This is a genomic window from Lysinibacillus sp. VIII_CA (genome assembly GCF_049943995.1).
GTDB classification, from domain to species: domain Bacteria; phylum Bacillota; class Bacilli; order Bacillales_A; family Planococcaceae; genus Lysinibacillus; species Lysinibacillus pinottii.
The window spans coordinates 365507-380295 of the sequence record NZ_JBNFXM010000002.1 but is presented as its reverse complement, the minus strand read 5'-3'; the positions used below and the strand labels follow the sequence as shown (position 1 = coordinate 380295).

Sequence of the window (14789 nt, the reverse complement as noted above, 5' to 3'; positions counted from 1 at the left end):
CAACTATTTTTGTATTTTTCATCAGACAGTAACGAAAATATTAAATTCCATTACCTTTTTACCACGAATTATTATACAAAAGCATGGTAAAATAGCACAAGGAATAGGAGGAATCTGATGAGGACAAAAATTTTACATAGTATTATCATCTTCGTACTAATAGTAACAATTGCGATTCCAAATAAGAACTTTATTCAAAATGCTTCCGCTGATACTAGTGATTTAAAAGTAGCAGGTACGATTCTTCATTTACGTGAGGGTCCTGGATTGTCTTATCCAATTATTACAACTTTAGAAGAAGGTGATCCTTTAACTTCAATTGATCGTGAAGGTGATTGGATACAAGTAAAAGCAGGTAGCTATGAAGGCTGGGTAGCATCCTGGCTAACTGCCTCTACAAGCACTCAAAAAACCATTGATAAAACTGTTATTTCACAGGTTGACCGTTTAAATATTCGCACTGATCCAGATATTTCTTCAGCTGTTCTTGGACAGCTTTCTACGGGTAACCAAGCTAACCTTATAGAGGAAAATAATGAATGGGCAAAAATTGATTGGAATGGACAATCCGGTTGGGTCTCTAAGGATTATGTGACGATTAACGACAGTCCTAAAAAAGAAACCAAGCCAAAAGAGGATTCTGTAGAGGTTTCTACAACAACTACTCCTGTTAATAAAGATACAACCTTTACTATTTTGGTGGATGCACTGAATGTTCGTAAAAAACCTGACTTGAATGCCAAAAAAATTGGCACAGTTACTAAAGGACAGGCTTATAAAGTCCTTGCGCATGAGCACAATTGGGTACAAATTCAGTACAATGATAAAAAAGCTGGATGGGTCTATAGTTTTTACGGTACTTTTTCAAATAAAGTAAAGAGTACATCTAAATCGTCCTCTTCAAAAGATTTAGAATCCGTTACCATTATTTATAATGGGACAAACTTGCGAACTGATGCGTCAACTGCAGCTGAAGTTATCGAACGAGTAGATGCTGGTAAAACCTATCCAATCGTCGGCGTAAAAAATGATTTTTACGAAATTCAATTAGACAAAGAAACAGCGTTTGTTGCGAATTGGGTTGTCACAACGAGCTCCAATAAAACTTCCATCCCACAAAAGGATCCACAAGAACCTCGTAAAAAAGGAACATTAAATGGATTAACCATTGTTGTAGATGCTGGACATGGGGGCAATGACCATGGGACAACAGGTCAACGAGGAACAGAAGAAAAAGGAATTACTTTGAAAACAGCCACTCTCCTTGCTTCTAAGCTAAGTGCAGCAGGTGCCAATGTTGTTATGACAAGAGAGTCGGACGAATATGTGGCATTACGAAAGCGAGTCTCAATTGCCCATCAGTATGAGGCAGACGCCTTTATTAGTCTTCATTATGATGCAACAGATGATAGTTCTATTAACGGCTTCACGTCTTATTATATGAATAGTAATCAAAAAGGGCTTGCAGAGGCAATACACGATGGACTTTCGAGTAAAATTGATTTGAGAGATCGTGGAACCCAACAAGGCAACTACTTAGTGCTACGTGAAAATCGACAAAAGGCCGTGCTTATTGAATTAGGTTACTTAAGTAATGCTAGTGAAGAGCGTTCCATCACCACGGCTAAATTCCGTGAGCAGGCTACTCTTGGAATATATCAAGGCATCTTAAATTACTTTAATGCGGATGAAGAATAATACAAAAAGCTGTGGAATGATCTTTTCCACAGCTTTTTTCATATTTTAAGAAATACCTAATGCTACTGCAGCTATTAATGCTAAACATGCAATTATTGCCCAGCCAAGTATCATCTTCCAAATGAATTTAATCCACTTTTCATATGGAATACCTGCTACAGCTAAATAGGCCATTAACGCAGATGAAGTAGGAATAATTGAGTTTGTTAATGAATCTCCATACTGGAAAGCTAAGACTGCAACTTGTCGTTCTAATCCTAATAAATCAGTAATCGGAATCATGATTGGCATAGTGGCTGCCGCCTGTCCACTACCAGATGAAATAAATAAATTCAAAAGGGCCTGAATAAACAACATACCGATTGCACTAATAGCATGCGGTAAATGCCCGATTGTCTCGGATGCTGCATAAACAATCGTATCAATGATTTTCCCTTGCTCTAAAACCACTGTAATAGCACGTGCAAAGCCTACAATAAGAGCACCAAACGTTACTGCCTTTGCCCCATCAATAAAGGAGTCGAAAATAGTGCCAGGCTTTAAACCGCCAATTAGTCCTGCAATTAAGCCCATAATCAAAAATGAAGCCGTTAATTGTGTTAAAAACCAATCCCAATTAAACACACCATAAATATTAAATCCAATGCCACATGCCATGACAATAAATACTAGCTTATGTTTCCCTGTTAATGAAGGAATGTCGATTTTAGACACATTAGACTTTGCCTGTTGTTCAATCTCATAAATCACACTTGCTTGAGGATTCTTTTTTACCTTAAAAGCATAGCGAGATACATAGAAAATAGCAAAACTTAATACAAAAATATAGACAACTGCACGGAAACCAATCCCCGAGAATAAAGGAACGTCTGCTAATGACTGCGCAACACCAACCGTAAAGGGATTAAGCATTCCACCAAAAAATCCACTGGCTGCTCCTAGTGTAATCATGGCAGTTCCTGTCACCGCATCAAAGCCCATAGCACGAGCAATTGCTACGCCAATCGGTACGAAAATAATCGTTTCTTCTGCCATCCCCATTGTAAAACCACCAACAGAGAATAGAATCATAGATAATGGAATTAATAGCTTCTCTCTACCCTCTAATGCTTTTACACCTTTATAAACACCAGCCTCGATAGCACCTGTCGAACGAATGATACCAAATACACCACTAACTAAGAAAATATAGAAGATAATTTGGGCACCTTTTTCAAGTCCCATCGGTATAGCTGTAAACATTTCAAAAATAGAGACTGGATTACTGTCAATATGATGATAGCTCCCATCCACCACAAGCATACGTCCTTCTGGATCTTCTACTCGGTCAAACTCACCTGCTGGAATAATATAGCTTGCAATACCTGCTAGAAAAATAATAGCAAAAATAATCGTATATGTATGAGGTACTTTCAGCCAACTCTTCTTTTTTACACGCTGTTCATTTTCCAAAATATCACCAACCTATTGATAGACTTTGACATTAGCAAACTCTGTCAAAAATCCCCCCTCACCCTTTTGTCGCTATATGTCGTTAATTGAAAATAAATATACATTAGTTCAAATTTATTGTAAAGTGTTAATTTTCTATTATTTCAGATTTCCCATTTTGTCGTTGCCTTATAGAGCTTTCTTGGACGCCCTTTATGATAAGGGTGCTCCTCCCCTGCAAATGTAAAATAGTTCTGTTCCATTAAACGATTAATTATCCGTTCAGCAGATCTACGTGACAGATTCATATAGTCTGCTAATTCAGCAGCGGAAAATGGGCGATTATTTGTTACCAACATGAATTGCTTCATAACATTAATATTTTTAGCACTCATTTTCACTTTTTCTGCAATCTCTAAAATATTTTTATTATTAGTACTTAAAGCTACGTTATTATTATTTTCAAATAATGGTCCATGTAATCGATTATGTTCATCCACCAAGCACATTACTGTAGAGGTCTCGCTATATTTGGTTGTAAAAAACAAAGCCTGAGATGAATGCGCTTCTGCCTCATGCAGCGAATAACCATAGCCCACTCCCACTCTGAAAAAAGTGGCAAATTGCTCTTCAAGCTGTTCCTTTAGGGAGCATAAATACGAAGGTTCAAGTTTTTCAATTACCCCTCTAGTTGAAATAATTAAATAAGGCTCGTGCTGTGCTGGCATGACCTTTGCCTGTAAACGATCGCTTAATGTTTCTAAAGTACTTAGAAATACAGGATGCAGGTGAGATAAATTTTCTTGGCTATAAATAGAGACAACAGCAATTTGCGAGGACGCCAATAATTGATGATGATACGCGTCTAGGGCTCTTGTAATGGCTGCTGTAAACGTTTGTTTACTTTCAACCATATACTTCGCAGGTATTCCTAATTGCTGTAGCTCTATAAAAACAGCGTGAAGGCTAGTAAGAGCTAATCTAGTCTTTCCAGCTTCATATAACTCCTTATGATAATGGACATAATCAGCCATACTCAAATCTGCTATTTTTTCCGGTTTTTCATGGACCCATGCATAATCTTTTACATACACACCTGTAGATGCAATACCTGCCTGCTTCATCACTTGATAAAAGCTATCCTTTTTAGGCAAATCTATCGACAATTCGCTCAGTTCTATTCGTTCATGATGGTGTAGAGATAATAACGAAAGGGCTAATGACAATTCATCAAAAGGGAGATATGTCGCCTGTATAGAATACGCCTTTATTTTTTCATAGCAGTAGTAATAGGGAATAGAGCCAGCAAATAATACCATATCCGATTGCGATGCCGCTGTGTCCATCAAGTCCACACACTGTTCAGGGTGCGTGTATGGAAAATGAATAAATTGTACTTGAGGAAATGCTGTAAAATGCTCCTTTATATTATTCCAAAAAAACAAAGAACCTAAAATCGCTATTGTTTGCATAATTTTCAACCTCTCTAATAAATCGAATTTTCTAATAATTAAACTCATTCATTATAACGTAAATAAATAAAAAAGAACCTTCCATCAACGAAGGTTCACACATACTCATTTTGTTGTTGTTTCCAATGTAACCCATACAATTTCCTCCAACTGTATGAAGAAAGGTGTACGACTAATCTCTAAAATAATATGGTCAGGTAATATGGATAATAAAATACCTGTTTGAATATTTTTTTCTGTTTGCACTACAATAGCCTGACCAATCATCATTTTAAGAGTTTCGTATAAATATGGATTGGATATACTTCCTGTCTGCGCCATGTACTTGACACTCCCTCCTATAAAACTAACCATACTCTTTAGTATATGAAGGAATTATAGGAAATGTACCATTATTTTGACTCTAGAAGTATTGTCACTGGACCATCATTAATGAGAGCAACATCCATCATTGCACCAAAAATGCCAGTCTCCACATGTAAACCGTGTTCACGTAATGCTTGGTTAAAAGCTTCCCACAGCGGTTCTGCTACTTCTGGTCTTGCAGCACTTGTGAAACTTGGACGATTTCCCTTTTTTGCATCCCCATATAACGTAAATTGCGAGACGGATAAAATAGCGCCACCCTGCTCTAAAATAGAATGATTCATTTTTCCATCAGCATCTTCCCAAAGGCGTAAATTGGCTACTTTTTTTGCTAAGTAAGCGACATCTTCCTGAGTATCTTCATGTGTAATACCAACTAGAAGAACGTAGCCACTATCAATGGCTCCTGTGACAGTTCCGTCAACTGTAACAGAAGCTGCTTTACTACGCTGTAATACTACCTTCATTTCAATAACCCCAATTCTAACTGTTGCTTAATTGATAACTCGTTGTACCGAATAAATATCAGGTGTTTGTTTAATTCGCTCTACTACCTTATGCAAATGCGAAATATTTGAAATAGAGATTGTTAAATGAATCGTGGCCATTTTATCACGATCAGCCCGGCCACTTACCGCTAAAATATTAGTTTTAGTTTCACTAACAATTTGCATAATCTCATTTAGAATACCAGGTCGATCAAAAGCAGAAACCTCAATATCTACTGGGTATTCCTTTTTCTCAGGGATAACACCATGCTCCCACTCGACCTCTATTAAACGCTCCTGCTCATCCTCAATTTGAATATTAGGACAGTCAGCACGATGCACTGATACGCCACGACCTTTTGTAATAAAGCCAACAATATCATCTCCTGGAACAGGCGTACAGCAGCGTGAAAGTCGAATGAGCATATTATCAATACCCTTAACAATGACACCTGATTCCGTACGTTTTTGGGGAATCGGATTTTTCATTTTTTGTTCGATTTTTTCTAAGGCTTCTTCCTGTTCACGCTCTTTTCGGCGTTTTTCAGCTAAACGATTAACAACCTGTTGTGCCGTTATGCCGCTTACACCAACAGCAGCATATAAGTCCTCTTCATTTGTATAATTAAACTTATCACATACTCGTTTGAGATTTTCTGCAGACATTGTTTCCTTTAAATCGAAATCCTGCGAACGGATTTCTTTTTCAATCATCTCTTTACCTTTGACAATGTTCTCCTCACGCAAGTGTCGTTTAAAAAATTGCTTAATTTTATTTTTTGCCTGTGAGGATTGTGCTATCTTCAGCCAATCTCTGCTTGGCCCAAAGGATTGTTTAGATGTAAGTATTTCAATGATGTCTCCCGTTTTCAGCGGTGTATCAAGCGGTACCATTTTGCCATTAATTTTTGCTCCTATTGTACGATTCCCAACCTCAGAATGGACACGATAGGCGAAATCGATTGGCACTGAACCAGCAGGTAATTCAATGACGTCACCTTCAGGTGTAAAGACATAAACCATATCAGAAAACAGATCAAATTTTAAGGATTCCATGAACTCTTCAGCGTTGGAAGACTCATTTTGAAATTCTAATATTTCACGGAACCATGTTAATTTTTGATCAACATTTTGTTTTTGATGGTCAGCCTTTTTCCCCTCTTTATACGCCCAGTGTGCCGCAATCCCGTACTCAGCAATCTTATGCATTTCCTTCGTACGAATCTGTACCTCTAACGGATCCCCATATGGACCAATAACGGTTGTGTGTAATGATTGATATAGGTTTTGTTTTGGCATAGCAATATAATCTTTAAAACGACCTGGCATTGGCTTCCACAGCGTATGCACAATCCCTAATACGGCATAGCAATCTTTAATACTATCGACCAATACACGAATGGCTAATAAATCATAAATTTCATTAAATTGTTTTTTTTGTAGCACCATTTTTCGATAAATACTGTAAATATGCTTTGGACGTCCATATACATCTGCATCAATTTCAACTTCATTCAGCTGTGATTTCATCTCAGCCATGACATTGTCCAAATATGCTTCACGCTCATCTCGCTTTTTCTTCATCAAACTGACAATACGATAATATTGCTGTGGGTTTAAATAGCGAAGAGCTGTATCTTCAAGCTCCCATTTAACAGTCGATATTCCAAGACGATGTGCAAGCGGTGCAAAAATTTCTAATGTTTCTTTCGAAATACGTCTTTGCTTTTCGGCAGGCAAATGCTTTAGCGTACGCATATTGTGAAGACGGTCTGCTAGCTTTATTAAAATGACACGGATGTCCTGCGCCATGGCTACAAACATTTTTCGATGATTTTCTGCTTGCTGCGCCTCTTTTGATAAATATTTAATTTTCCCTAATTTTGTAACTCCGTCCACAAGTACCGCTACTTCTTCGCCAAATTCCCGTACCAAATCATCCCGCGTAAAATCTGTATCTTCGACAACATCATGTAAAAAACCTGCCGCTACAGTTTCTGGGTCCATTTGTAATTCAGCTAGAATACCCGCTACTTGTACTGGGTGAATAATATACGGTTCACCAGAGCTACGGAATTGCTCAATATGGGCATCCCTTGCTAATTCATATGCTTTTTTCACGAATGCGACATTTTCATCATTCATGTAGGATTTGACTAACTCAAAAACGTCCTCAGGAGTCAAAATTTGCTCTTTCGCCATAACATGTCCACCTTGCTCGTCAAATTTTTCAGATTAGATATAAACTTAATTGTATAAAATTTTGTAGCCCATTGTAAAGAGACTGTGTCATTTAGTTTAGTTAATCTCGTGAACAGTATTAAAAATGGAAAATATATTCTCCTTTTTAATGAAAAAGACCCTTTGCGACATGATGTCACAAAGAGTCTTTGTTTCGACAAGGGAATTAGTGTAATTGATTGAAAGCTACAGCAATTTTTGCGCCCACTACTGCATTGTTTTTCACTAATGCAATATTCGCATCAAGGCTTTTACCTTCTGTTAATTCTTTTACTTTACCTAGTAGGAATGGTGTCACGTTTTTACCTTGAATACCATTCTCTTCAGCTTCAACTAAAGCTTTTTCAATTATATTCGTAATAAATCCATGCTCTAAAGCTTCTGCTTCAGGGATTGGGTTAGCAATAACTGCTCCTCCTTTTAAACCTAATTGCCATTTTGCACTTAGCATTTCGGCAATTTCTTCTGGTGTATCAAGCTGGAAGTTTACATCAAAACCACTTTGACGTGTGTAGAATGCTGGTAATTCATCTGTACCATAGCCAACTACAGGTACACCTTTTGTTTCGAGGTATTCTAATGTAAGGCCGATATCTAAAATAGATTTTGCACCAGCACAAATGACAGCAACATTTGTTTGAGCTAATTCTTCTAAGTCAGCAGAGACATCCATTGTCGTTTCAGCCCCACGGTGAACACCGCCAATACCACCTGTGACAAAGATCTCAATGCCTGCTAGCTCTGCACAGATCATTGTAGCTGCAACTGTTGTCGCTCCAAGTTTTTTTGTCGCAAGTAGGTAGCCAAGGTCACGACGTGAAGCTTTAGCAACACCTTGTGCGTTCCCAAACATTTCAAGCTCTTCATCTGATAAACCAATTTTAATTTTCCCATCAATTAACGCAATTGTTGCAGGTACGGCACCATTATCACGAATAATTTGCTCAACTTCACGGGCAGTTTGTACGTTTTGTGGGTATGGCATACCGTGTGAAATAATCGTTGATTCTAAAGCTACGATTGGTAAACCCTTTGCTTGTCCTGCTTTTACTTCTTCTGATAATACGATGAATTCTTTCATATTATAATTCCTCCATTTCACTTTTTAACAAATCTACAGATAATTCAGGTCTCACTGTATACGGAGATGCTAAGGTATTTTTTGCATTAGTTAACCCTGCATCAAGACATGTCGCAAAATCTTGTCCAGTCAGCCAGCCATGAATAACTGCACTGACAAAGGCATCACCCGCGCCTGTCACATCTTCAATCTTTTCAATTACTTTGGCAGCAAAATGACTAGGCGCAATTGTTGTCGAAGCAGCATATACGCCCTTACTGCCAGCCGTGATAATTACATGCTCAGCACCTAATTGTAGAAGCTGTTGTAATGCTTTTTCATAATGACTCACGTTTTCAATTGTATGTCCTACAATTGTTTCTGCTTCATCCGTGTTACAGATAAACCATGTTACGCCTTGTAATGTTTCAGGTAGTCGATTCATTTTAGGCGAGGATACTGGCACAATGACCAGTGGTATTTCGCGAGCAATAGCTACTTGCTGGATATAAGCCACTGTTTCTTTCGGACAATTTAAGTCCAAAATAAAGCAGCCAGCGTTCACAAGCATCGTTTCATGCTTTTTTAACAAGTTAGGCAATAATAAGTCATATACTTCCATATTGGCTACAGCTAGTGCTAGCTCGCCTTGCTCATCCATAATGGCCGTATAGGAACCCGTTGAAGCTTCTGGTATCTGCTCCACATAACGTAGATTCATAAAGGATTCTGAAGCATCTTGGATCACTTGCCAATCCGCATCCTTACCAGCTGTTGTGAGCAACGTCACTTGATGATTTAATCGGCCTAAGTTTTCAGCAATGTTTCGACCGACACCACCTACACTAAAGGAAGAACTAGCAGGGTTAGATGTTCCAAATTGAACATTGCCCTTCACGTGGAATTTTCGGTCTAAGTTAGCTCCACCGATACAAATAATTTCATTTGCCTCGGGTAAAATATAAGCTCGACCTACTATTTTTCCTTCCTTCGTTAAACTAGACACTAAATTAGCAAGCACGGGACGAGATAAATTCATGGCATCCGCCATCTCTTGCTGAGACATAAACGGATTTTGGCGAATTAAAGCAAGCACCGCCTGTTCTCTTTCATTCATAGCATCACCTTTAATTATATTTGTTTATATTATAAACTTTTGTTTGGTTTTTGTCAAAAAAAAGTTGAACCCATCGTAAGGAGGTTCAACTTTTCATGATTAGTTCGTTTGTGCTTGCTGAGACGTTTGCTTTTTAACCATGATAACGAATAAGCCAGCTAATGTACAAAACATCCCTGCAAGAAAAAAAGCCCATGTATAAGAATTGAAAAATTTATAAATCAAACCGCCACCATAAGCAGCGACTGCTGCTCCAGCTTGATGAGAGGCGAATATCCATCCATAAATAATACTACTCTTCTGCACACCAAAAATTTGTCGTGTAATACTAATGGTTGGCGGCACTGTAGCAATCCAATCCAGGCCATAAAATATAGTAAAAATAGTCAATAAAACAAAGGAGCCCTGTGCCAAAGCATATGGAAGTAACAGTAAAGAAGCTCCCCTTAACAAGTAATACCAAAATAATAACCAACGATTATCGAAACGATCTGATAGCCAGCCAGATGCAGTGGTACCTAGTAAATTAAACACTCCCATAAAAGAAAGGAGGGACGCAGCGGTTACTAATGGAATACCAAAGCTAATACAATAAGAGACAAAATGAGTACCAATTAATCCACTTGTTGAAAGACCACAAATGAAAAAACTCCCTGCTAGCAGCCAAAAGGTTTTGACCTTAACCGCTTCTAATAAGCCATTGAAGGCAATACTAATTGGATTTTTCTTTAGTTGCACATGCTGTTTATCAAATATCTCCTCTTGTCCATAGGGTGTTAATCCTAAATCCTGAGGTTTATTTTTTATAAAAATAGCAATCATGATTAGCATCACTATACTCAGAAGAAGAATGAAGCCGATTGCCCACCTCCAGGAATAGTGATCAATGATAATCGCAAGTACAGGCAATAAAATAAGTTGGCCTGTGGCAGTACTAGCGGTCAAAATTCCTACTGCTAACCCTCTTCTTTTAACAAACCAATGATTAGCAACATAAGGGCTAAGCACCGTTAAAAAGAGACTTGCGCCCAGACCAATAATGCCACCCCAAATTATGATTAATTGCCATGATTGATTCATGAAAAATGTTAAAATCATGCCTAACACTAATGTAGACATGGCACTTATCATCATCTTTTTTAAACCAATAACGTCAAGTAAAGCTGCCATGAATGGGCCAGAGATACCATATAAAAATAAACTAACGGCAAATGCTAGAGCAATCGTCGATCGATCCCATTGAAATTCCTTTTCTAAAGAATCAATAAACACGCCAGATGATGACATCGTAATCCCAGCAACGATAATCGAGAAAAACGTGACTACTAAAATAAACCAACTGTAATGAATCCGCTTCATCATTCCACCTACTCTTCTTGTTAAAGTCACTCTAAAAAGCATGTATATACATGTTTTAGAGTATATTCGTTCATTTATATGTATATACATGTATGATGATAGTAACCATTCCATTAGATAGCTGTCAATACGTATTTTTTAGCTCTTAGGTGTATACTTAAAATTAGTAGAATTCCCTCAAAGGAGTACTGACCATGAAAAATCAACAGAATACTATCGATTACACACAAATATGTGTTTGTGCAAACCTTCGAAAAAAAACAAGGGTCGTGACACAGTTATATGATAAATTACTGCAGCCTACCGGTTTAAAAGTGACTCAATATTCTATGCTGGCACACATCGACCTTCAACAAGCCGTTTCCATTAGTCGTTTAGGTGAAATTTTATTGCTCGACCAAACGACCGTGACACGGAATATCAATCTATTAAAGCAATATGGCTACGTCGAGTTAAAGCGCGATCCACAGGACGCACGCACTAAAAATATTATGCTCACTGAAAAAGGGTTAGAAAAGCTGCATGAGGCTGCACCCATTTGGCAAACGATTCAAGATAAAATCATTGATGATATTGGCGTAGAAAAATATGCTGATTTCTTCGATACTTTGCGAACAATGCAGAAGATCATTCAGTCCTATGAGAAACAATAAAAAAAGCGCCCGTTGTTGTGGCGCTTTTTTAACATTTTTAATATTGAATAAGGGTTTTAATATTTAAGTCGCCAAGCTTTTCGCGACCATTTAATTCTAAAAGTTCAATTAAGAAGGCACAACCTACTACCTGACCACCTAATTGTTCCACTAGACGAACAGTGGCTTCTACTGTACCGCCAGTTGCTAGTAAATCATCACAGATTAATACTTTTTGACCAGGCTTAATCGCATCATTATGCATCGTTAATGTATCTTTTCCATATTCAAGACCATAGTCTGCACTAATAACTTTGCGTGGTAACTTACCCGGTTTACGCACAGGGGCAAAGCCGATTTCAAGGGCATAGGCAACTGGGCATCCAATAATAAAACCACGTGCTTCAGGACCCACTACAATTTCTGCGCCTAATTCTTTTGCATATTCTACAATTTGATCTGTTGCATATTTGTATGCTGGTCCATGATCCATAATTGTAGTAATATCTCTGAATGTAATACCCTCTTTCGGCCAGTTTTCAACCGTTGTAACGTATTGCTTTAAATCCATTTTATTGCTCCTCCTACGAAACGTATTCGTCTAGTCATGTATTCGTTCATCAAACCATTGTTTTAATTCTATATAAGGAGCATAGACGAGCATTTGCTCCATTTCAATCTGTTCTGAACGTTGTTTGTACGACGGTGCCTCGGTCAATGCTTGTTTTGGAGCATCCTCGTTGACAGTCGTCAGTCCACTCTCCATTTTAACAAAATCAAGCTCAAAAAACACCTGTGTCATAAATTTTAATGTTTCTAATGGCCAGCCAGTATGCTTAGCTATGTCTGCTATATGCATATCAAGTGGAAATGCTGGTCGATTTTTCAGGAATTTATAATACCATGCAAATTGCTCACGGGTAGGTAAAACATTAAAGTATTGTGAATCTGGCATATAAAAGTGTGCATAGATGCGTGAAGGGGCCGTCTTCTGTAAAACCTCTTCTAGCCTTTGAATAGTTTCAGGCAAATCTAACAGGACAATATATTCACTTTGTCCGATGTTTGAAAGAGTAGGATCAGCTACTATTATAGGAACATCAATTAACGATTGATAATAGGTCATTGTTGCTGGACGAAAGGCAATAAATGTCGCCTCTTCCTTTGGCACTGTATTGAGCCAGCGAGCCGTTTGACGAATACCACGAATATCAAAAAGCTGCCATTCAGTGGTTTGAACATCTTCAATCATAAATTGAGCTTTTTTACGACCCTGCCACTCGTTTATTTGCAAATCACCAATAAAGGACACTTTTATGCCATAGGTTAATTCATCGTGTAAGTGGCCCTTATGGAAACCGACACTATCTAATTTGTCACAGCCATTCGTTAATTCCATTTTTATATGGTTCTCAGCCGCTCCAATTTTTCGCATGGAGGATATTTCAACATCCTCAAGCACATAAACGGGCTTCGGAAAATCGGTGCCAAACGGGCCAAGTGATGCTATTTCCTCAATAGCATCTGCAGAAATTTCATCTAGGCTTAGAGGAATATCAATGTGAACCACAGGAGTTAAATGCTCTTCTGTTAAACATGCTCTTGCCTGTGTATCCAAGCGTGACCGTAGTTCATCCACATGCTCGATTGATAAAGTCATACCTGCTGCCATCGGATGCCCTCCAAAGTGAGGTAAAATATCACGATTTTTGGCCAATTCATTATATAAATGGAAGCCATCAATGCTTCGTGCAGAGCCTTTTGCTGTACCTTTATCAGGGTCAAGTGAAAGGACAATCGTTGGACGATAGTATTGTTCAACAAGACGTGAAGCAACAATTCCTACAACCCCTGCATTCCAGCCTTCTCCTGCTACAACAAGGACTAAAGAATCGCTAATTTTCTTCTCTGATTCAATTAGAGCAATGGCTTCCTCGGTAATATTTTTAACAATATCCTTACGCTCGGTATTGGAGGCATTTAGCTGTTTGGCCAATGCTGTTGCCTTTACACTATCCTCAGCCATTAATAATTCGACTCCAGGCGATGCTTCACCAAGTCGACCCACTGCATTTAAGCGAGGACCAAAATAAAAGCCTATCGTTTCTTCACTAATTTTTGCTTGTTCTGTGCTCGCAATATCACACATGGCTTGTACCCACGGACTAAGAGAACGACGCATTTCTTCTATGCCTCGTTTAACGAGATAACGATTTTCATCCACTAATGGTACTAAATCAGCCACCGTTCCAATTGCAACATATTCTATTAAATGAGTTGGTAGTTCTCCGTATAGAGCATGTGCAAGCTTAAAAGCTACACCTACACCGGCAAGCTCTCCAAAAGGATAATGTCCTTCAGGTAAACGTGGGTGTAAAATAATATCAGCCGGTGGCAGTTCCTCCCCTGGTTCATGGTGATCAGTCACAATAACATCCAGACCAAGTTCCTTTGCTACACGAATAGGTTCAATCCCTGAAATCCCATTATCCACTGTGATAATTAACTGCACACCCTCTTCATAGGCTTCCCGAAAAAGAGCCTCGTGTGGCCCATAGCCATGAATAAAGCGGTTCGGTATTTTAAACGATACATTAGCACCAAGATCCAGTAGGACATTTAACATAACAGTCGTACTTGTCACACCATCCGCATCATAGTCGCCATAGACTAAAATTTTCTCTCCATTATCTAGAGCCTGCTCAATTCGTGCCACTGCTTCTGCCATACCGTGCATAAGAAATGGGTCATGAACATTCGCTTCTGTCATATTTAATAAGCTTTCTGCATCAGCAGTTGTTTCACAGCCTCGCGCTGCTAAAATTTTTGCTGCAATCGCAGAAAGTTGTAAGTCATTTTGTAATGCTTGTACAAGTTCTACGTCTGGGCGTTCCACTTGCCATCTTTTTTTCGATAGAATCATCT

At 38.4% G+C, this 14789-nt stretch carries 12 protein-coding genes; 2 read left to right on the top strand and 10 right to left on the bottom strand.

Going from position 1 to position 14789, the window contains the following annotated elements:
* Positions 1-117: 117 nt before the first annotated feature.
* Positions 118-1698: an SH3 domain-containing protein gene (locus tag ACP3VS_RS05105; RefSeq protein WP_031419273.1), complete on the top strand. Its 1581-nt coding sequence runs from the start codon at positions 118-120 to the stop codon at positions 1696-1698.
* A gap of 45 nt (positions 1699-1743) precedes the next feature.
* Here ACP3VS_RS05105 and ACP3VS_RS05100 read toward each other — a convergent pair whose 3' ends face one another.
* The 8 genes from ACP3VS_RS05100 to ACP3VS_RS05065 all read right to left on the bottom strand — a co-directional run bounded on the left by ACP3VS_RS05100 (position 1744) and on the right by ACP3VS_RS05065 (position 11232).
* Positions 1744-3150 (bottom strand): YfcC family protein, encoded by a 1407-nt coding sequence (locus tag ACP3VS_RS05100; protein WP_012295421.1) that lies wholly within the window; start codon positions 3148-3150, stop codon positions 1744-1746.
* A 143-nt stretch (positions 3151-3293) separates the two neighbouring features.
* Complete coding sequence (locus ACP3VS_RS05095) at positions 3294-4601, bottom strand: MarR family transcriptional regulator (RefSeq protein ID WP_230586143.1); 1308 nt, start codon at positions 4599-4601, stop codon at positions 3294-3296.
* A gap of 105 nt (positions 4602-4706) precedes the next feature.
* Positions 4707-4922: a DUF2642 domain-containing protein gene (locus ACP3VS_RS05090; protein ID WP_036162229.1), complete on the bottom strand. Its 216-nt coding sequence runs from the start codon at positions 4920-4922 to the stop codon at positions 4707-4709.
* Positions 4923-4993: 71 nt separating this feature from the next.
* Positions 4994-5434, bottom strand: coding sequence for a D-aminoacyl-tRNA deacylase (gene dtd, locus ACP3VS_RS05085; RefSeq protein WP_012295424.1), 441 nt, complete (start codon positions 5432-5434; stop codon positions 4994-4996).
* 27 nt (positions 5435-5461) lie between these two features.
* Positions 5462-7657, bottom strand: a complete 2196-nt coding sequence (locus tag ACP3VS_RS05080) for a RelA/SpoT family protein (protein ID WP_012295425.1) — start codon at positions 7655-7657, stop codon at positions 5462-5464.
* Positions 7658-7862: 205 nt separating this feature from the next.
* Positions 7863-8777, bottom strand: a complete 915-nt coding sequence (locus ACP3VS_RS05075; RefSeq protein ID WP_012295426.1) for a pseudouridine-5'-phosphate glycosidase — start codon at positions 8775-8777, stop codon at positions 7863-7865.
* Position 8778: 1 nt separating this feature from the next.
* A complete protein-coding gene (locus ACP3VS_RS05070) occupies positions 8779-9873 on the bottom strand; it encodes a carbohydrate kinase (protein WP_012295427.1) in 1095 nt (364 codons plus the stop codon).
* A gap of 99 nt (positions 9874-9972) precedes the next feature.
* Entirely contained in the window at positions 9973-11232 is a 1260-nt protein-coding gene (locus tag ACP3VS_RS05065; RefSeq protein WP_031419276.1) for an MFS transporter, read from the bottom strand.
* Positions 11233-11426: 194 nt separating this feature from the next.
* Between ACP3VS_RS05065 and ACP3VS_RS05060 the strand changes: the two genes are divergently transcribed.
* Positions 11427-11885, top strand: a complete 459-nt coding sequence (locus ACP3VS_RS05060; RefSeq protein ID WP_036217245.1) for a MarR family winged helix-turn-helix transcriptional regulator — start codon at positions 11427-11429, stop codon at positions 11883-11885.
* 37 nt (positions 11886-11922) lie between these two features.
* Here the strand turns inward: ACP3VS_RS05060 and ACP3VS_RS05055 are convergent, their stop codons facing one another.
* Both ACP3VS_RS05055 and recJ read right to left on the bottom strand, forming a co-directional pair.
* Positions 11923-12435: an adenine phosphoribosyltransferase gene (locus ACP3VS_RS05055; protein ID WP_012295430.1), complete on the bottom strand. Its 513-nt coding sequence runs from the start codon at positions 12433-12435 to the stop codon at positions 11923-11925.
* Positions 12436-12465: 30 nt separating this feature from the next.
* Positions 12466-14787 carry a single-stranded-DNA-specific exonuclease RecJ gene (recJ, locus tag ACP3VS_RS05050; RefSeq protein WP_012295431.1) on the bottom strand — a complete coding sequence of 774 codons (2322 nt, stop codon included), beginning with the start codon at positions 14785-14787 and terminating at the stop codon, positions 12466-12468.
* Between the last annotated feature and the right edge of the window lie 2 nt (positions 14788-14789).

Bases quoted from the DNA above. Each gene is read 5' to 3' on its own strand.
- ACP3VS_RS05105 (WP_031419273.1), top strand. From the start codon at position 118: ATGAGGACAAAAATTTTACATAGTATTATCATCTTCGTACTAATAGTA.
- ACP3VS_RS05095 (WP_230586143.1), bottom strand. From the start codon at position 4,601: ATGCAAACAATAGCGATTTTAGGTTCTTTGTTTTTTTGGAATAATATA.
- ACP3VS_RS05090 (WP_036162229.1), bottom strand. From the start codon at position 4,922: ATGGCGCAGACAGGAAGTATATCCAATCCATATTTATACGAAACTCTT.
- dtd (WP_012295424.1), bottom strand. From the start codon at position 5,434: ATGAAGGTAGTATTACAGCGTAGTAAAGCAGCTTCTGTTACAGTTGAC.
- ACP3VS_RS05080 (WP_012295425.1), bottom strand. From the start codon at position 7,657: ATGGCGAAAGAGCAAATTTTGACTCCTGAGGACGTTTTTGAGTTAGTC.
- ACP3VS_RS05075 (WP_012295426.1), bottom strand. From the start codon at position 8,777: ATGAAAGAATTCATCGTATTATCAGAAGAAGTAAAAGCAGGACAAGCA.
- ACP3VS_RS05070 (WP_012295427.1), bottom strand. From the start codon at position 9,873: ATGAATGAAAGAGAACAGGCGGTGCTTGCTTTAATTCGCCAAAATCCG.
- ACP3VS_RS05065 (WP_031419276.1), bottom strand. From the start codon at position 11,232: ATGAAGCGGATTCATTACAGTTGGTTTATTTTAGTAGTCACGTTTTTC.
- ACP3VS_RS05060 (WP_036217245.1), top strand. From the start codon at position 11,427: ATGAAAAATCAACAGAATACTATCGATTACACACAAATATGTGTTTGT.
- ACP3VS_RS05055 (WP_012295430.1), bottom strand. From the start codon at position 12,435: ATGGATTTAAAGCAATACGTTACAACGGTTGAAAACTGGCCGAAAGAG.
- recJ (WP_012295431.1), bottom strand. From the start codon at position 14,787: ATGATTCTATCGAAAAAAAGATGGCAAGTGGAACGCCCAGACGTAGAA.